The sequence below is a fragment of the Arcticibacter svalbardensis MN12-7 genome (assembly GCF_000403135.1).
GTDB classification, from domain to species: domain Bacteria; phylum Bacteroidota; class Bacteroidia; order Sphingobacteriales; family Sphingobacteriaceae; genus Arcticibacter; species Arcticibacter svalbardensis.
On sequence record NZ_AQPN01000141.1, the window covers coordinates 24113 to 44476 of the forward strand.

Below are 20364 nucleotides of genomic sequence, written 5' to 3' on the forward strand. Positions count from 1 at the left end.
GGAGTTTTGTGGATACTCGCTCTGAAATAAGTATAATGTAGCTTAATTGTTTAATAATATGACCAAATTGTCACATAAATTACACATATGATATAAAAATTGCATTATTTCTTTCAATATAATATGATTATCGCTATTTTAAGCAAAAAATAAAAATATGCCGAAAATCTATTCAAAAATCTCTTTATTCATTCTGCTTTTCCTCGCAAGTACTCAAATCCTACTCGCCCAAAGCATCACAGGAAAGATTACTGATGCCACAAACAGCACTCCAATGCCGGGAGTAATTGTTGCCGTTGTCGGCACCTCCCAAAGAACTTCGACTAATGCAACGGGCGAATACACCCTCAATCTTGCCGCCGGGCCACACAAGCTCCGGCTTTCTTATATAGGTTACGAAAGTTTAACCGCTGATATCGTTGTAAGCACTACCGCTACTAATTTCGATTACAGCTTAAAACCCTCAGGCACTACATTGACAGAAGTCGCTATCATCGGCTCAAGGTCACCATCCCGAACCAACATTAACTCGCCTGTTCCGGTAGATGTAATTTCTGCAAAAGAAATCAGAAGTTACCCTCAATCCGACGTTACCCAGATCCTGAATTATATTGCTCCATCCTTTAGTTCGAACCGCCAAACGGTGGCTGATGGAACCGATCATATCGACCCTGCATCACTAAGAGGATTAGGACCCGACCAGGTTTTGGTATTAGTAAACGGTAAAAGACGCCATACCACTGCACTCGTAAATATCAACGGTACATTCGGTAGAGGAACCGTTGGTACAGACATGAATTCCATTCCTGTATCATCCATCGACCATATCGAAGTTTTACGTGATGGTGCAGCAGCGCAGTACGGTTCTGATGCAATTGCAGGTGTTATCAATATTGTATTGAAAAAAATCACCCCACTTGTCGTCTCTTCTATGTACGGCCAATCAGCCACTTCAACATTGGGTAATAACTATTCTGATGGTAAAACTTATCAGTTTGACGCCAGTAAAGGCTGGAGCTTAAACGGAAAAGGTTTTGTTAATGTTGCCGCTCAATACCAGGATAGAGGCGCTACAAATCGTGGAGGTTTAGATACCCGTCCTCTTTTATACTCTTCTCTGCCCTCTAAAGCTGCTACAGAAACGGAAGCTGATTTTGAAACCCGGTTTGCGACTTTAAAGCAAGCTGATGACGCAAAAGCTGATGCTGCAGGAGTTAACCGTAATAATATGGTCGTAGGTAACTCTCATTCCAAGAACTTTGGCTCGTTTGCAAATGGTCAATATGCATTTTCAAACGCTGCAAGCGTATACCTGGCAGCTGGTTATACGCATAAAACAGGATCAGCAGCTGGATTCATTCGTTTACCAAGTCAAGCCACACAAATTGATGTGACCCTTTATCCCAATGGATTTTTGCCTTTTATCAATACCTCAATAAATGACGTTTCCATCAGTGGAGGTCTTAAAGGAACACTCGGTTCATGGAAATATGATGTGAGTAATACCTTTGGCGAAAACAATATTGCCTTCGATATTGATCATACCTTAAACGCTTCTTTACCTATAGGTACAAGTCCTACTTCCTTTTATGCAGGTAAATTAGTTTTCAGTCAGAATACCACTAATCTCGATGTTTCCAGAAAATTTGATTTCGACGGATTCCTGACTTCCTTAAATACAGCCTACGGTGCTGAATATCGTGTAGATAGTTACTCCATCAATCCAGGTGAAGAACTTTCTTATTCTTACGGCCAGCCATCTCAAAATATCCCCGGACGTTTAGTCGGTACCAGTCCTACAGCTGCTGGTGCACAGGTCTTCCCTGGTTTCAGACCAGCCAATGCAATTGACAAGTCCAGACATAACACCAGTTTGTATGCCGATTTCGAAGCCGAGTTTGGTCCCCGTTTATTAGTGGAAGCAGCAGGTCGTTATGAAAACTTTAGTGACTTCGGTTCTAATTTCTCCAATAAATTCACTGCCAGAGTAAAAGCTGCCGATCAGCTTTCTCTTCGTGGTGCTATAGCAACCGGTTTTCGGGCACCTTCATTAGCACAACGTTATTTCAATAATGAAAGTACCCAATTTGTAAGTGGCAACCCAACACAAGTTTTAACGGTTAATAACGATAATCCTATCGTAGCCAAATTTGGAGTAGGTTCATTAAAACCTGAAAAATCAACTTCTTATAGTTTGGGATTAACAGGTACCGTCATTCCGGGATTAACCTATAGTGTAGATGCCTACCAAATTGATATTAAGGACCGGATTGTATTTTCAAGTCAGTTTACCCGTGCAACTGCTGGTGTAAATGAGATCCTGGATACAGTTGATCCCAATAGAACGATCAATAGCGTTCAGTTTTTTACCAATGCCATTTCAACCCGCACTAAAGGATTAGATGTCGTTTTGACTGATCGGATCAGCTTAACTTCAGGTAATGTTTTAACTCTTTCGGCAGCAGCCAATTTTAATGAAACCAAAGTTCGTTCCATAAAGGGATCGGATATTATAGAAGGCAATGCGAGTTTGAAAGCCAAATTGTTTGACCGTACCGAACGTTCCCGTTACGAATCATCAGTACCGGCAAGTAAAATTAATTTGAGTGCGGCCTATACTATGAAGAAAGTTGATCTGTCACTAAGAACCGTTTATTTTGGAAAAGTAACCTATTTGAATCCTGTAGATCCAACTGTTGCTGCCAATAATTTACCACTGGAGCTTGATCAGACTTTTAATGGAAAATGGGTGACTGACCTTTCTGTAAGTTACAAGGTGATCAAACAGCTGGCTTTAAATGTTGCGGTAAACAATCTGTTTGATATTTATCCAGATAAAAACTATATGGATGCCCGCAACTCTGAAACAAATTTAAGCGGCGATCCTACAGCTAACTATACTACCGGTCGTGATAATACCTCAAATGGTCACTTTGCTTACAGCAGAGCAGTATCGCAATTTGGTTTTAACGGACGGTTTGTATCTGGTAAAGTAACTTATACTTTCTAAAATAATACAGCCTTATCGAAAACGATAAGCTATTAATTAAAAAGGTCTTTGCGGATTGCCACAATGGTAATTTGTAAAGACCTTTTTGTGATTTGAGGGGTGTCTATTGCCGCAAACGAAGACGGCATGTTACTAACTGGATATTAAAGATACCAATAAGATAGCAGTATGATTCCGATATAAGTCCGATGTAGGCTAGTTTAAGTCGGACTTTTGTGGGAAACACATTGCTTTGAATTTGCTTTTAAATAGTCGAGCATTAAAAAGTCCATTTTGTTTTAAAGTTATTAATTTGTTTTGGATCTGATTTCATCTGTATTTCAAGCAAATTATTAAAGATGAATATGACAAGCTTGAGCGAGTTAAAAAAGAGGCCAAAAAGAGATGATTTCCACTTGTTCATCATCCTTTTAAAGTTGAAATCTGCGGAAGCAAGCATAATGTTGATGTTATCGCCAAATATCCCTTTGTAAAAGTTCCGAGCTAAGCGATGATCTGTCTTCAGATGCCCAATTGTCGGTTCTGTTGCAGCTCTTCGCTTTAACCCTTTGCGTAGTTTGGTTTTAATGGGTGCTTCTGGTTCAGCATTACCGATAAGGAAGAATAAAATAGGTTAGGACCTTTATCTACAGATTTCTTGGCTAACATATCAAAAAAAATTGCTAGGTTTTAAATCGAAAACAACCATTTCCTGCATGTTTTAATACAAAAGATATGTAAAATGTAAATATATTATATTGATAATTAAATAGTTAATAGAATTAAGGCCCGACTAATTAGAATCAGATTGGTATTTGGTAACAAGTTATTTATCCATCTTGCATTTTATCTAAAAAAATGTATATTTCAGCGTAATACACATTATGTGATTAATTGCAATTTTAACAAATACTATATTATATGAATTCTGAATCTAAAATAAGATTGGCGCTGCTTTTAGTATGCAGTGTCATGATCTCAGCCTACTCTGCATCAGCTCAAAATAAAGTAATTACTATCAAAAATCCAGCAACTATCAATAGGGATAATGAGCTTATCATATTGAAAAGGGATTTCATTGAAAAGAAAGTAGGAATACTTTCCGGCGAAGAACGTATCAGTATTAGGTCTGCGAAAGGATCTCCTCTATTTATTCAGTTCGATGACTTGACTGATGATGGCAATTGGGATGAAGTCGCTTTTTTATATTCCTTTAAGGGGCAGGAGCAGGTTGATCTACCCATCTCTAAATCGGATATTCAAATTAAACCTATCATAAAAGCGCATGTAAGGCAACGGATAAAAAATGCGGATGATAGCTTTGGGCTGCTTGTTTATGCGGACAGCGTTCCAGCCGGTCAGCCCAATACTGATTTTACCAAACAGACGCTTCCTTCCCGTTTAACCGAAGGTCCAGCCTGGGAAAATGATAAAGTTGGTTTTCGTATTTATATGGATGTACGTAATATAAAAGATATATGGGGGAAAACCACTTCAGAGATGATGATGGATACAGTAGGAGTAGATCCAAAGGTTATTTATCATCATTTGGATAAATGGGGGATGGATATTCTGGCAGTAGGTAAGTCACTGGGAGCAGGTTCGCTTGCTTTGAAGGTGCCTTTAGCTGGCAAAGCAGATACTTTGGTACGACTTGGTGGTCAGAATATGGGCAAGATGGTTTATAAGATGATTGCCGATGGTCCAATTAGGGCCGTATTTGCACTGTCTTATCCGGAATGGAATGTATTGGGAAATGGTAAATTAGCTTCCTTAACTGAGCAAATCAGTATTTGGGGTGGACAATATTTTTATCAGAGTGAAGTTACTGTAAAGAATGCACCCAAAGGGGCAGAGTTGGTAAGCGGTATTGTGAATCTAAAAAGTAAGAAGTCTTCTTTACTGAGTTATGGAAGTACCAGGGCACTCTACACTTTTGATACACAGTCTGAAAATAAGGATCAATTGGGAATGGCTTTGATGGTGTCTAAGTCTAACTTTGTTGGGATTGGTCAAACCCCTAATGTTGGATCGGATATTTTAAATACCTACACTTTGCAAATGCCAATTCGTTCAAAGGCGGCTACTACCTACCGGTTTTATTCTGCCTGGGAAGCCAGTGATAGTCGTTTTAAAACCTTCGACTCATTTAAAAAGTATTTGACAGATGAGGCTGCTTTATATAATGCGGCTTTAATGATTAAATAGGGTATTGATTAAAACAATGAAACAAGGAGGATTCTGATGAAACGGAATTCTCTTTTTTTCTAAAAATAAATAAGTCAACCTTTAAAAGATCTCCAATTTGTTGTAGTCAGTCTATATATAACGTGTTGTGCAATTAAAAAGCGAGTGCATATTTAAGCTGATTATTGGGTTTGTTGTTTTTGTTATTGATATACTGCAGGCAAGTAACTGCGGCAAGTTTAGCAAATATTCGCATAGCTAAACCCTTTAAAGATTTTGCATGCTTTCATTTGAGCATGAACTGATCGCACAGCTGCGCGAATAAGGTTTCAATTCTTTTTCTGCATTTCCTGAATACAGGTTCTAATGGTTGCTTGTCTTTTTGATTGTTGCGCATAGGAGTCTTTAACTGGATTTTTACTGTATTGAATAAATCTAACTGGCTGGTTTTTGATAAATATCCCCTTGTCGCCAATCAATGTGCAATTTATTTAATCCAGAGTGCTTTATGTCATGTACGCTTGCTTTACTGATGTCCATGGAGTAGAATACCCCTGTAACAGAAGTACATTGAAGAAGATCTTAGTCAGAAGCTTTACAAAAAATACTATGAAAAATATACGGAAGAAAAGAAGGAAATTGAGCACAATTTGCTCATCCTGTCAAATAAAAGTTCGAACCTTTTAAAATGCGTTAGGTTGGCAATCAAATATGCCACTCAGCTACCTTTAAACTGGCTTTCTGGTGACTACCACACTTAGCAACAGTTGTAAGCATTACTGTTCCCTAGTGGTATGAGTTACGATAAGAAAAATGATGAAGATCGAACCAGTGAGATTAATTTGGTGTTTTTGTATATCGCTTATTTTTAGCAGATTATCCTTAAAAAGGAAAGAGGCATTCCTGAATCAAATCTGGATAATGCCTCTTTTGCTTATTTGGTAGCGGGGAGCAGGATCGAACTGCCGACCTCAGGGTTATGAATCCTGCGCTCTAACCATCTGAGCTACCCCGCCGTATTCATATTTGATTGACTTTTTAGTTTGCAACAAAGCAAATTATATTGCCGCCTTTCAAATTTGAGTTGCAAATATAGTTTAAAATACTTTTCTTTAGGAAATAAATCTAAAAAATGCTTGCATTAGGTTTTTTTAATCAAGAAAATGTCTGAGAAAAAGAAGTTTACGATAGAGTACGAAATTCATTCTTCACCTAAAATTTTGTTTACTTTCCTGAATGAACCCAATGGATTGGCTCAATGGTTTGCTGACGACGTTTTATATAGGGAACAAATCTACTCGTTTATGTGGGATGGAGAAGAGCATAAAGCAAAACTTACAAACGTAAAAGAGAACAAATTTGTTCGGTTTAGATGGCTTGATGATGAACCTCAATACTATTTTGAGATGGAGATTCTACAGGATGAGCTAACAAATGATGTGGCGTTATCTATTACAGATTTCGCTCCGGCTGAAGCTTTTGAAGAAAGAAGACTTATTTGGGATAATCAAATTCAGTATTTGATCAGTGTATTAGGTGCATAAGTAACAATTCACTAATTTTGTAAGGTGAAGAAAGTTTATCTGCTAATAATTAAGGCATTCATTAAGCCTTTTATTGTTACCTTTTTCATTGTGATGTTTGTGTTGCTGATGTTATTTTTATTCAAATACATCGACGATCTGATTGGTAAGGGATTTGAGTGGCATGTGATTTTGCGTTTGTTACTATACGCTTCAGCAACAAATGTGGCTATGGCCTTGCCTTTGGCTATGTTGCTTTCGTCCATTATGACTTTTGGGAACCTAGGTGAAAGTTATGAGCTTGTTGCCATAAAATCTATTGGAGTTTCTTTACAAAAGGCAATGCGTCCTTTGTTTTTGCTTGTAACCGTATTAAGTATCTCGGCATTTCTATTTTCCGATTATATGCTTCCTGTAGCCAACCTTAAAATGGGCTCTTTACTCTATGATGTGCGAAATCAAAAAGCATCATTCCTGATAGAGGAAGGTATTTTTAATAATAGTATTGAAGGTTACGCCATACGTGTGCAACAAAAAGGCGATGATGGCCGTACTTTGAAAAATGTATTGATCTATGATCAAACAGGAACTAATGGAAATATTTCGACTACACTGGCCAAAGAAGGGGTCATGTACAAAACCAATAAAGACCGTACATTGGTGTTGGAATTAAAAGATGGGGTTCGTTATGAAGAAACTTCAGGGGATAAATCTTATAATCCAAGACAACGTTTTACGCGCTATCGTTTTAAGGCGACTGAGCAAAAGTTTCCACTGGATGATTTCGAAATGAAACGGACAGATGAGGGGCTTTTTAAGTCTAATTATGCCATGTTAAACCTCCGTCAGTTGAAGATTTATAAAGATTCGACAACACGGCAGGCGGACAGTGCTGTAAAGGCAATAATGCCTTTTATCGCTCCAGCATTCAGACTGTTTAGTTTCGTGAAACAGCCCGGTCGTCCTGTTCGGAATGTTAAAGTCTACCAGAACAGTGTTTCCGAGCTTTTTAATAAGGAACAGAAGTCTTCTGCAATAAGTTATGCACTAAATGAATCGCGATCTGTTACTGAAACGCTGACAGGAAGAACTGAAGAGTATTTGTTATTGCAAAAAACAATCAGACGTTATTCGATTGAGTATAACCGAAAGTTTACTTTATCAGTGTCATGCCTGGTGTTATTTTCGATAGGGGCTCCTCTGGGCGCAATTATCCGCAAAGGTGGGCTGGGTCTGCCAGTTGTCATGTCCATCATCTTCTTTCTGATCTATCATATCATTTCTACAATTGGAGAAAAATCAGCTAAAGAAGGTGACATTTCACCTGTATTAGGTATGTGGATTGCTATATTTGTCCTAACCCCCCTTGGCATATTTTTAACTTATAAAGCTGCCAGCGATTCTGCTTTGTTTGATGCTGATTCCTACAAGCAGGCCATTAAGAAATTCTTTAATCGCTTTAAAAAGAATAAAATCGTTAAATAAGTATAGATCACATCTTGTGAATCTTTACCTATCTATTATAGTAATCTTGACAGATTAACTTAATTTTGTACTCAAATGAAAATTAAACTTAATACAATTGAAGAAGCCATTGACGAGCTTAAAGCTGGCAAGGTTATCATTGTAGTTGATGATGAAGATCGGGAAAACGAAGGTGACTTTGTTACTACAGCCCGCAACGTAACTCCTGAAATCATAAACTTCATGGCCGCATATGGCAGAGGTTTAATTTGTGTGCCAATGACGGAGGCGAGATGTGATGAATTGGGCCTTAATTTAATGGTAGGCAATAATACAGCTCTTCATGAAACTAATTTTACGGTATCAGTAGATTTAATAGGTAATGGTTGCACGACAGGTATTTCAACGTCCGATCGTTCCAAAACAATACAAGCGTTAATTCATCCTGCTACCCGTCCGGAAGATCTTGGTCGTCCAGGCCATGTATTTCCTTTGCGTGCTAAAGAAGGAGGCGTTTTACGTCGTGCCGGACATACTGAAGCTGTTGTAGATTTGGCCAGTATAGCTGGAATGGAACCTGCAGGTGTTTTGGTTGAAATCATGAAAGAAAACGGGGAAATGGCTCGTCTTCCTGATTTAATGATCATTGCAGAGAAGCATAATTTAAAAATAATTTCCATTAAGGATCTCATAAACTATCGTTTGCAAACTGAATCTTTAATCACTAAAGAAGTTTCGGTAACGCTTCCTACAGAGTGGGGCGATTTTCAAATGATAGCCTATACACAAACGGATACACAGGAGCATCATCTTGCGCTTATTAAAGGCGAGTGGGAGCCTGATGAACCCGTTTTAGTGCGTGTACACAGTTCTTGTGTGACTGGTGATATCTTTGGTTCATGCAGATGCGATTGTGGCCCCCAGCTTCATAAAGCGATGCAGATGATTGATGAAGCGGGTAAAGGCGTTGTTATTTATATGAATCAGGAAGGTCGTGGAATAGGACTTATTAATAAACTTCATGCCTATAACCTTCAGGAGAATGGTTTTGATACGGTTGATGCTAATCTTCAACTTGGTTTTAAAATGGATCAACGGGATTATGGTGTTGGCGCTCAAATATTAAGAAGTCTGGGTATTACTAAAATGAAACTACTGTCTAATAACCCAACCAAGCGTGCTGGATTAATAGGATATGGGATTGAGATTGTTGAAAATATTCCAATCGAAATAGCTTCTAATGTTCATAATGAATTATATCTGAAGACTAAGCGTGATCGAATGGGACATTCTATTATGAATAATCCAATCATTTAATATTATTTTGATGTTTTCTTTTCAGAACTTTCTGTAGAAGTTGGTAAAATAATTACAGCAGGAGTTGAAGGGGATTTAGAAACAGGGATGGGAGCGGGTAATTGCCTTTCATCCCTTCTTCTTTTACCAACCAAGGCGCGTAAAAACTCATTTAGAGTTTCAAAGTCTTGTCGGTAAAGTAACCCAATAGCACTGATGTATTCCTGATCAGGATTTAGAAAGTTTCTATTATTTAACCGGTTTGATGCTCTTAAATTAAGACTCCCATCTTTTCGTAACAAGTACAAAAGCTCAACATCCCGCGCTACTGAATTGCCAATTATGTTTAAGTCGTTCAGTTCAGCTCTTCTGTCTGTGACACCTCCTGTGATTACTAATCGATCTTTTAATAGCCGTAATGAGGCGCTGGCTTCATTAAGTGAGCGAATATTTAAATCCACAAAATTAAGATTAAGAGACTGTGCAAGAATATTATTCAGCTGGTTAAAGAAAAGCTCAGTACCAGCACTGAATAAAGTGGAGTTAACTGCCTGTACATTTACCAGCCCTGTGTTAGGTGAAAATGATCGCCGCACAATTAAACTCAATGCTTGTGTATTCTTATTGTTTACGTCGCTAAAGTAGTTTTGAAACTCATCTTTGAAATAAGTATCTGAAGGAAAGTTAATGTCAAAGGAGATATCCGGTTGTGCCAGATTGCCACTTAGGTTCATTATTGCTTCAGCAAGAACCCTACCCGTTGATGATGCTGCTCGTCCTGCTGCCTGATAAAGAGGGCTGATATCTGTTCGTACACCATAAACTGCTTTTAAATTGATGAGGGCGTCTGAGGGATCGCCTGTCCAGCGGATAGATCCACCCTGACTTAGATCAAATATTTTATTGATAAAATCTTGTGCGGTAAGTTGAAATTTACCACTTGATATGAGGTAATCACCGTACATTTCAAAATCGCCTAAACTGGTAATCTTAAGATTTAAAGTGGCATTTCCTCTCCCGTTTAATTTCCCCAGGTTGGTTATTATATTGACCTGACTGTTTTCATCAACTACCAGATCAAAATTCATGACAAGCCCCTGGAAGAAAGATTGTGCTTTGGGAGTGAATGAAGAGTCTTTTGCTACAAATGTGATGTAATCATTATTTCCAATTGTTTCAGAGGCATTTAAAGGGATATTGAATACGGTACCAGCTTCTGTTTTGGCATTAATATCGATATTCATGCTCTTTATAGGCCCTCTGAACTTAAAGGTTCCTGTTGCATAAGCAGTTCCGTAGTAGATAGGATTGTCTTTTGCAGTGGTATTCAATGCCATGAAGCGAGTAGCTTTGATTGAAATATCCATTACCGGATTCTGTAGATTGGTTAAGTCTACTGTTCCAGTGGCAATGGCTTTATTGTCGTTAATATCAGTTAATTCCAGATCATCAAGATTGATGACACTGTTTTCTATGGCTACATTGTCTGTGATCCGGTACGGTGTTCGTAAATAATTCACTGTTAAATGAGCATCTTTTAAACTTAGGGTTCCGTTTATTTTAGGATCAAGGATGTTGCCGCTTACATTTACCTTGGCAGAAACTTTACCTTTAACATTGGAAACCAGGCTTCGTATGGCAGGGGTGAAGATGACCAATTCATTATCCTCCATACTTACATTTAAATCAAGGGTGTTGATTTCGGCGCTGGCATTATAGGTCCCCTGGATATTCATGGTTTTTTTGCCATCTTTAGTGATATCCATAGTGACATTTACCAGTTTGGTCTCATTATCGAGATCCGCAACTAGTTTAAGGTCACCTACTCCTGTATTATTAACCACAAGGGTATCTATCTTTAATTGTGACTCTACTTTTGCGGTTTTTAAAACAGAGCTTAAAGCTACTTTTCCGTTTAGTCGTCCCCCCAGAACTACTCCTGCTGCTTTTGTTAAAGAATTGAAGGTTACAAGGGTAAAGTTTTGGAAATCTATATTCAGCTTGTCTTCAGGTTGGTCTGAAATAATTCCATCAATTGTTAATAGTTGGTCATTTCGTAGGAGTTCAAAGCCCTGGACAAACACTTTTCGCTTATCAAATCGTAGTTTAACTTGCTCGGGAACTTTCCAGATCTCTCTGTTAATAATAAAATCAGAAGGAAGCAGGCTTAATTTGGCAAGGGTGTCGGTTCCAAATTCTACCAAAGCATTTAAATCGAGCTGATTGTTGGCATCTTTATCTGAAAGCTTGATATTGAGAGCCAGACTGTCTTTGTATAATATGTTGGCAACGTTTATATTTTGGATGTATAGACTATCCGTTATATCGATGCGGTCGGCGGTCATAAACAAGTTAAGGGCTTTGCTTGCTGCTGATTCATCAATAATGAAATTATTCACTTTGATCTTTTTATACTGGATCAGTTCGCTTGATCCGTTAATTGCGGCGAGACTATCATTGCTATTAAATCGTCCGTAAAAAACGGCTCCCTTAGGGATTTTAAGATCAGGAATGAGCAGCATGCTCAAAGGAGCAAAGTCTTTTATATTTAAATAAAAATTGAATTCCTGTAAGCCAAACTTTCGTATATCTGTTTTTAATGATGGAATGTAGCGTTTAACTACTGATTTGAAATAGGATGGAAGGGTATTCAGATCATACTGACCGTTGATTTTTGCTTCGAGGATGTCTGAGTTTATCGCAATAGATCTGGAGCTACCAATTCCATCGGCACTTAAAACGATAGAATTTACAACTAATGAGCTGTCGGAACTGGTAAAACGTAACCGATTCATCTCTAGTTTTCCTTCAATGTTGTTTAAATTGTTCCCTGTAAATGCTGTATTCAAGTCTGCATCCAGCTGAAGTGTGTCTTTGGAGAAATGGAGTTTATGCAGATTTACACCTGTAAGCGAGGCATTGAAATTGAAGGAGGGGAGCGTTGTATTTAAGTTGATGTCACCGTTGAAATCTAATTTGATGTTTGGGTCATTAATTTTAATCCTACCCTGGAAAAGTTTATTAATAATATTCCCGTTGATATTAATATTGGTATATCGGTAGCCCTTCAGGTCAAAGTAGGTTGCATTTGCATCTATTTTGTCCTTAAGTTGATTCAAGTTGAAGCCTTTTCCATCTACTTTAGCGGTAACCGTGGTGCGGCCTAGTGATTTTTGATCGAGTAATTCTCCCAGGTTAAAATCTACTGCTTTGACGGTTCCTGAATAAGCTGGTAAATTTAAAAGGTTCATTCTGATATCGGGAATTAACCTACCAAGGCCTGTTTTAATTTCACCTTTTGTCTCAAAATCTTTAATGAGTCCTTTAAATGAACCGGTAAAACTAACATTACCTAGCTTTTGTGCGATCAATGGGATTTTGCCGCTTAGTCCGGTGGTTCGTTTTATTAAATTATCAGCATCTTTTTTATTGGTAAAGAACCGCTCTATTTTTAAATCTAAATGGGTCTTATCCAGGTTTGGCAGTCCCTTAATTTTAAAGTCACCTTTAACATAAGTAGCCTGACCTGCGGTAATAGAGAATTTTTGGGCGTTAATATTATTTACATATCCACTGATATTTCCATTAAGTTTAAAGGAAACATTCATCTTTTTGAGAGCTGTAGTAAAGTAGGAGATATCTTTAGAATCGAGGGTGCTATTTTTTAATGATCCTTTGACATATACTTTGTTAATAAAATCGCTGAAGTCACCAAAGTTTTTATATTTAAATACCAGGTAATTGCTAACCAGACTCCTGTCTGTTTCCAGATGTAGGTCCGCAAATTCCATCCTTGCCGTATCAATTGTGGTATTGGCATTTAAGTTATTGAGTTTGAATCCACTTCTTTCCTCAAAAGACAGACCACGAACCTTAGCTTTAAAGAGGTAGTTGTTGATGTCTATTCCCGTTAATACTGCATTTAATTTACTCAGGGCTATGTCGTTGAAATTAACTCCGGTTGTAAAGGTGGAATCATTCAGATTTTTATATTTAAAGGAGGTGTTATTCACAATGACCTTTTCTAAGGTAATCGTGTAGGGTTTTCCAGTTGTTTTCTGTTTGGGTTTACCCGAGTTAAAGTAATCGAGAATAAACTGGAGGTTGGTGGTTTTATTGGGGTATCGCTTCAGAAAAAATGATCCACTGTCCAGTTGAATCGTATTTATATCAATAGTCTTGTTCTTTAATGAAAGTAAATTTAAGTCAACAGAGAATTTAGGCGTATAAAGTAATGTATCTTTATCGCGGTCTTGTACATAGAGGCCTTCAAGAACAATAAGCTTGAAAGGTTTAATGTACAAACTGGTAATCTCGATTTTAGTATCGAGTTCTTTTGATAAATAGGTGGCGGCCTTTTTGGCAGCAAATGTTTGAACTGATTTAAATTGCAGTGCAAATATTAGTGATGCAGCCAGCAAAATTATTGCTGACAAGATCCATAATGTTATTTTAAGTAGTTTTTTAATAATTTTGTACTTTAAGTATCACAACAACAAATTCATTATCTAGTTTGGCTACAATTCTCGCTATCGAATCGTCCTGCGATGAAACCTCTGCATCTATATGTAAAGATGGTAAAATCCTATCTAATATAATTGCAACTCAAGCAGTTCATGAAAAATACGGAGGCGTAGTTCCCGAACTTGCCTCCAGGGCTCATCAACAAAATATCATTCCTGTAGTGGTAGAAGCTATTTTGGCCGCTAAAGTAAGCAAAAAAGACATTGAAGCGGTTGCTTTTACAAGAGGACCCGGACTTTTAGGCTCATTACTTGTAGGAACATCCTTTGCTAAAGGCTTTGCATTGGCTCTAAATGTGCCTCTGATTGAAATAAATCATATGCATGCCCATATACTGGCTCATTTTATAGATGATCCGAAACCTGCTTTTCCTTTTCTTTGCCTTACGGTATCCGGTGGGCATACACAAATCATTCTTGTGAAAGATTATTTCGATATTGAGATTGTAGGGGAGACCACTGACGATGCAGCAGGAGAGGCGTTTGATAAGACGGCTAAGATTTTAGGGTTGCCTTATCCTGGTGGACCCTTAGTGGATAAACAGGCCAGGTTAGGTAATCCACATGCCTTTAATTTTCCTGAACCGCAGATCCCTGGATTGAATTTTAGCTTTAGTGGATTAAAGACCTCGATACTTTATTTTGTAAGAGATCATAAGAAGCTTGATCCGGATTTTGTGCAGAATAACATGACAGATATTTGCGCTTCAGTACAATATCGGATCGTTACTATCTTACTTAATAAACTCAAAAAGGCAGCTAAACAATACAACATTTCTCATGTTGCAATTGCAGGAGGGGTTTCAGCAAATTCGGGGCTCCGTGATCTGCTTACTGAAACAGCTGCGAAAGAAAACTGGCAGATTTATATTCCTGCATTTGAATATTGTACCGATAATGCTGCTATGATTGCCATTGCCGGATATTATAAATACATTCATGGAGATTTTGTTGGACAGGATGTTTCTCCCCTTGCCCGAATGGACTTTTAAATAAAAACAATGATAGTTAATTCATTAATATTCGCCTTCGTTTTCGCAATTCCATTAGTGGGCTTTATTTTTTATCTGATCTGGAAAGATAAGCAGAAACGTAATTTGGGGATTGCGGTGTTGATCATACTCCTTGTCTTTGCCGTACTTGTTGCTTATCAGGCTAATAAGGATAAGGGGATTTAAAGTTTATTCCTGTATAAAAGTTTCGAATGACAGACCGTCAGATAAGTAATGAACACGTTATTGTTGTAGGTGCTGGTATTGCAGGGATCGCCTCTGCAATAAGATTGGCCATCAAAGGATATGAGGTTGATGTTTATGAGGCGAATTCAGTTCCAGGGGGTAAATTAACTGAATTTACCAATTCAGGATTTCGCTTTGATGCAGGTCCAAGTTTATTTACTATGCCTCAATACGTAGATGAATTGTTTCGTTTGGCAAACAAAGATCCTCAGGATTATTTCAGATATAAAAAGCTAGATGTTGTATGTCAGTACTTTTTTGAGGATAGCACCATTTTAACGGCTTGGTCAGACCCTGATAAGTTGGCTAAAGAGTTTGAATTAAAAACTGCTGACACGAAACAATCAATCATTCGGTTTCTAAAAAAGAGCAGCAAGATCTATACTATTACCCATCATGTCTTTTTAGAAAAATCGCTTCATAAGCTGAGCACTTACTTCACTTGGAGTACGATAAAGTCCTTTTTACGTTTTCCGGATATTGATCCCTTCAGGACAATGAATAAGGCAAATGAAAGTGATTTTCAGGATAGTAAAACACGTCGTTTTTTTAATCGATATGCCACATACAATGGCTCAAACCCTTATAGTGCCCCAGCAACTCTGAATATCATCCCTCATTTGGAGCAACATTTCGGTGCTTATTTCCCAGAAAATGGAATGTATAGCATTACCAGTTCTTTGGTTAGGCTAGCAGAGGAGCTTGGCGTTCATTTTCATTATAACGCTAAAGTTGAAGAGATCCTTCTCGAAGATAAAAAGGTAAAAGGGATACAAATGAAGGATAAATCTGTTTATGCACCGCATGTTATATCAAATATGGATGTGTGGTTTACCTACAATCAGCTGTTAAAAGGAGTAAAGAAACCTGACAAGATCTTAAAACAGGAACGAAGCAGTTCTGCGCTTATCTTTTATTGGGGTATAAATAAGACGTTTCCCTTGCTTGATTTGCACAATATTTTCTTTAGTGAGGATTATGAAAAGGAGTTTTCTGCCATTTGGAAGCATAAAACTATTTATAATGATCCTACTGTTTATATCAATATTACATCAAAATACTGCCCTACTGATGCGCCAATAGGTACAGAAAACTGGTTTGTTATGATTAATGTACCAGCCAATATCGGGCAGGACTGGGATGTATTAATAGCTGAGGCTAGAAATCATATTATAGAGAAATTAAGCCGAATATTAAAAGCAGATATTGGGTCACTCATTGTATCCGAGAATGTAATGGACCCAAGAATTATTGAATCCAATACATTTTCATATCAGGGCTCGATATATGGTACAAGTTCAAACGGTAAATTTGCTGCTTTCCTTCGTCATCCTAATTTTTCAAGTACCATTGATGGGTTATATTTTGTTGGGGGAAGCGTTCATCCTGGAGGAGGCATTCCATTAGCACTACTATCAGCTAAAATTATTGATGAGAGTTTTTCAACATGCAAGTAATTCAAGATTCATTTTTTGTAATTTTAGTTTTTCCTTATAGAACGATTAGCGATGCCGGAATTCTCTCATTTACATGTACATACACAATTCTCTCTTCTTGACGGAGCAGCAGATATATCTAAACTGTATAAGAAAGCTGCTGCCGATGGCATGAAGGCCCTGGCAATTACCGACCATGGAAACATGTTCGGCGTGTTTAAATTTGTTGCTGAAGCGGGTAAGCATAATGTAAAGCCTATCGTAGGATGTGAGTTTTATTTAGTGGATGACAGGCATAAGAAACAATTCACCAAAGAAAAACGTGACGTTCGATTTCATCAGCTCTTTCTGGCTAAGAATGCTCAGGGTTACAAAAATCTGACTAAGCTTTGCTCTCTGGGTTACCTGGAAGGGCTGTATAGCAAATGGCCTCGAATTGATAAAGAGTTAATACTTCAATATCACGAAGGACTGATTGCGACAAGCTGCTGTATAGGTGCTTCAGTGCCTCAGGCTATTCTTAAAAAAGGAGAAGAGGAAGCAGAGAAAGAACTTAAATGGTGGTATGATCTGTTTGGTGACGACTATTATATTGAACTTCAGCGTCATGCTATTCCTGAACAGCAAATTATAAATGATACTCTTTTAAAGTTTGCTAAAAAATATAACATCAAAACCATTTGTACTAATGATTCACATTATGTGGATCAGGAGGATTCAAATGCACATGATATCTTGCTTTGTTTAAATACAGGAGAAAAGCAAATAACCCCAATTGCAACAGATGAGGAGGGTGGAAAAGGATATCGCTTTGGTTTTCCAAATGACCAGTTTTACTTTAAGACACAGGATGAAATGGGTAAACTGTTTCATGATGTTCCCGAATCGTTAGATAATACCAATGAAATTATAGATAAAGTGGAGCATCTCAAGCTGAAAAGAGATATTATGCTTCCCAATTTCCCAATACCTAAGGAATTCAGTATCCATAAGGATGATGTAATGAATCAATGGGAATTCCTAAAGGATATGACCATGAGAGGTGCGAAAGAACGGTACCAGGAAATTACACCAGAAGTTCAGGAGCGTCTTGATTTTGAGTTGAACACGATTCGTATCATGGGATTTGCAGGGTACTTTTTGATTGTATCCGATTTTATAAAGGCAGGAAGGGACATTGGGGTATTTATTGGACCCGGTCGTGGTTCTGCGGCAGGATCTGTTGTTGCCTACTGTACCGGTATCACCAATATTGACCCTATCAAGTATAATCTGCTATTTGAGCGTTTCTTAAATCCAGACAGAAAGTCAATGCCCGATATTGATACGGATTTTGATGATGAAGGGCGTCAGAAGGTAATCGATTATGTGGTCGAGAAATACGGGAAGAACCAGGTTGCGCAGATTGTAACCTATGGCTCTATGGCAGCACGGAGTAGTATTGCTGATGTAGCGCGCGTTTTAAATGTGCCTTTGTCTGATAGTAATGCTTTAAAGAAGATGGTTCCTGATACCCTTGGCATTACACTTAAACAAGCTTTTGAACAGGTGCCTGAGCTTAATGCGATCCTGAAAGGGAATGACATGAAAGCACAGGTACTTCGTGCGGCTGGAAAGCTCGAGGGCCAGATCAGAGGTACAGGTATTCACGCCGCGGGTATTATCATTGCACCGGAAGATTTGACCAATATTATTCCGGTAGCGATCATGAAAGACTCCCCATTGCTGGTTACGCAATACGATGGGCGGGTTATTGAAGATGCCGGGGTAATTAAAATGGACTTTTTGGGCTTAAAAACCCTAACGATTATTAAAGATGCCCTTCGACTGATCAAATCAAACTATGGGATCTCCATTGATATCGATTATATCCCGCTGGATGACCTGACCACACTTGAACTTTATCAACGTGGTGATACAAATGGAACATTCCAGTTTGAAAGTGAAGGCATGAAAATGTATTTAAGAGAACTTAAGCCTGATAAGTTTGAAGATCTTATTGCGATGAATGCATTATACCGTCCGGGACCAATAGAATATATACCCAATTTTATTGCACGTAAGCATGGCCGGGAGTTGGTTACCTATGACCTTCCGGATATGGAGGAATATCTTGCTGATACATATGGAATCAATGTTTATCAGGAACAGGTGATGCTCCTATCCCAAAAACTTGCTGGCTTTACAAAAGGCGATGCCGATGTATTGCGTAAGGCAATGGGTAAAAAGGATAAAAAGATGATTGACAAATTGAAGCCGCAATTTGTTGAAAATGGAAAGTTAAAAGGGCATGATGCGAAGCAGTTGGAGAAGGTATGGACGGATTGGGAAGCTTTTGCTTCTTATGCCTTTAATAAATCGCATTCCACTTGTTATGCACTTGTAGCCTTTCAAACTGCCTATTTAAAAGCACATTACCCCTCTGAATACATGGCGGCGGTATTAAATAACCAGAATAATATTGAGAAGATCACGACCTTTATGGAGGAATGTCGCCGTATGGGTCTTGCTGTTCTGGGTCCCGATATAAATGAGTCGAACCTGAGCTTTGCCGTTAATAAGAAAAAAGAAATCCGCTTTGGAATGTCCGCTATAAAAGGGGTGGGCGAAAAGGCTGTTGAAAGTATTATTGAGGAACGCGATCTGAATGGGCCGTTTATTAGTATCTACGATTTTGCCAAACGTGTAAACTCCCGAACTGTTAATAAAAGAGTTTATGAAAATCTGGCCTATAGTGGTGGCTTTGATTGCTTCGGATTCAGCCGTTCACAATTCTTTTTTAAAGCGGAGGGGGCTTTTTATAATGGCATAGAGCGTCTTGTTAAATATAATAATGATTATCAAGATAGCTTAAATAGCTCACAGTCTTCTTTGTTTGGTGGTACTTCTGATGCAAATATTTCGGAACCCATTATGATTGATTGTGAAGAATGGGAATTGCTCGAAAAACTTAAATACGAAAAGGAAATGATCGGTATTTATCTTACCGGACATCCGCTCGACAATTATAAGTTTGAAATGAGTAATTTCTGTACGCATCAGGTCAGACACTTAAAGCTTTTGGCAGAGTCTAAAAGCGGCGAGATGAATGAGGAGGATGCAGAAGAATTCGAGAAACTTAAAAACAAAGAGATCTGCATTGGGGGATTAGTATCTAATGCTGAAGATCGTTATACTAAAAATGGCAAGCCTTTCGGCTCTATGATGCTGGAAGATTATAACCATTCTTCTGAAATTGTTTTATTTGGTGAGGAGTATGTAAAGCAAAAGATGTTTTTTACAGACGGTTACTTTTTACAGATAAAGGGCACCATATCTGAGCGATATCGTCAAAAAGATAATTGGGAATTTAAGATTACTCAGATTTCGTTGTTATCTGATTTAAGGGATAAGATGTCTAAATGTCTCACCATACATTTACCTTTACAAGGGCTATCATCCACTTTTATTGAGCAGATTGATGAGCTTCTTAATCTTAATATAGAGCAAAACCCAAATAGAAATTGTTTATTGAAATTTGCCATATATGATGAGGAAGAAAGAGCAATCTCGATAGAGATGCCTTCTAAGAATTTTAAAATATTTCCTAGTAATGAGTTCTTACATGCTTTAAACTCCAAAAATATCATGTATAGGTTTAACTAGCAGGCTTTAAACATTTCCCTGTCACAATGTCCCAATTAATTTGTGGTAAGGTTATTGTATTCA

At 37.9% G+C, this 20364-nt stretch carries 10 protein-coding genes, 1 tRNA gene and 1 pseudogene; 9 read left to right on the top strand and 3 right to left on the bottom strand.

Going from position 1 to position 20364, the window contains the following annotated elements; translation table 11 throughout:
• Positions 1 to 157 precede the first annotated feature (157 nt).
• Complete coding sequence (locus tag ADIARSV_RS18320; RefSeq protein ID WP_016197151.1) at positions 158 to 3010, top strand: TonB-dependent receptor; 2853 nt, start codon at positions 158 to 160, stop codon at positions 3008 to 3010.
• Between the two features lie 259 nt (positions 3011 to 3269).
• Here ADIARSV_RS18320 and ADIARSV_RS23335 read toward each other — a convergent pair.
• Positions 3270 to 3545 (bottom strand): annotated as a pseudogene (locus ADIARSV_RS23335) (hypothetical protein); the annotation flags it as partial.
• 365 nt (positions 3546 to 3910) lie between these two features.
• Here ADIARSV_RS23335 and ADIARSV_RS18330 point away from each other — a divergent pair.
• A complete protein-coding gene (locus ADIARSV_RS18330; protein WP_152439943.1) occupies positions 3911 to 5197 on the top strand; it encodes a DUF4861 family protein in 1287 nt (428 codons plus the stop codon).
• Between the two features lie 918 nt (positions 5198 to 6115).
• Here ADIARSV_RS18330 and ADIARSV_RS18335 read toward each other — a convergent pair.
• Positions 6116 to 6192: transfer RNA gene (locus ADIARSV_RS18335), tRNA-Met, on the bottom strand.
• Between the two features lie 147 nt (positions 6193 to 6339).
• On the opposite strand from ADIARSV_RS18335, the gene ADIARSV_RS18340 reads away from it, so the two are divergent.
• The 3 genes from ADIARSV_RS18340 (at position 6340) to ADIARSV_RS18350 (ending at position 9480) form a co-directional block, all read left to right on the top strand.
• Positions 6340 to 6720: an START-like domain-containing protein gene (locus ADIARSV_RS18340; protein WP_016197155.1), complete on the top strand. Its 381-nt coding sequence runs from the start codon at positions 6340 to 6342 to the stop codon at positions 6718 to 6720.
• 24 nt (positions 6721 to 6744) lie between these two features.
• Complete coding sequence (locus ADIARSV_RS18345) at positions 6745 to 8184, top strand: LptF/LptG family permease (RefSeq protein WP_016197156.1); 1440 nt, start codon at positions 6745 to 6747, stop codon at positions 8182 to 8184.
• A 75-nt stretch (positions 8185 to 8259) separates the two neighbouring features.
• Positions 8260 to 9480 carry a bifunctional 3,4-dihydroxy-2-butanone-4-phosphate synthase/GTP cyclohydrolase II gene (locus ADIARSV_RS18350; protein WP_016197157.1) on the top strand — a complete coding sequence of 407 codons (1221 nt, stop codon included), beginning with the start codon at positions 8260 to 8262 and terminating at the stop codon, positions 9478 to 9480.
• A 2-nt stretch (positions 9481 to 9482) separates the two neighbouring features.
• Here the strand turns inward: ADIARSV_RS18350 and ADIARSV_RS18355 are convergent, their stop codons facing one another.
• Positions 9483 to 13895 carry a translocation/assembly module TamB domain-containing protein gene (locus tag ADIARSV_RS18355; RefSeq protein WP_052017055.1) on the bottom strand — a complete coding sequence of 1471 codons (4413 nt, stop codon included), beginning with the start codon at positions 13893 to 13895 and terminating at the stop codon, positions 9483 to 9485.
• Between the two features lie 77 nt (positions 13896 to 13972).
• Here ADIARSV_RS18355 and tsaD point away from each other — a divergent pair, with 77 nt between their 5' ends.
• The 4 genes from tsaD to dnaE are packed head-to-tail and all read left to right on the top strand — an operon-like array spanning position 13973 to position 20301.
• Positions 13973 to 14974 carry a tRNA (adenosine(37)-N6)-threonylcarbamoyltransferase complex transferase subunit TsaD gene (gene tsaD / locus ADIARSV_RS18360; RefSeq protein WP_016197159.1) on the top strand — a complete coding sequence of 334 codons (1002 nt, stop codon included), beginning with the start codon at positions 13973 to 13975 and terminating at the stop codon, positions 14972 to 14974.
• A 9-nt stretch (positions 14975 to 14983) separates the two neighbouring features.
• Positions 14984 to 15160 carry a hypothetical protein gene (locus ADIARSV_RS21990; protein ID WP_016197160.1) on the top strand — a complete coding sequence of 59 codons (177 nt, stop codon included), beginning with the start codon at positions 14984 to 14986 and terminating at the stop codon, positions 15158 to 15160.
• A gap of 26 nt (positions 15161 to 15186) precedes the next feature.
• Positions 15187 to 16677, top strand: a complete 1491-nt coding sequence (gene crtD / locus ADIARSV_RS18365) for a 1-hydroxycarotenoid 3,4-desaturase CrtD (RefSeq protein WP_016197161.1) — start codon at positions 15187 to 15189, stop codon at positions 16675 to 16677.
• A gap of 51 nt (positions 16678 to 16728) precedes the next feature.
• Positions 16729 to 20301, top strand: a complete 3573-nt coding sequence (dnaE, locus tag ADIARSV_RS18370) for a DNA polymerase III subunit alpha (protein ID WP_016197162.1) — start codon at positions 16729 to 16731, stop codon at positions 20299 to 20301.
• Positions 20302 to 20364 lie beyond the last annotated feature (63 nt).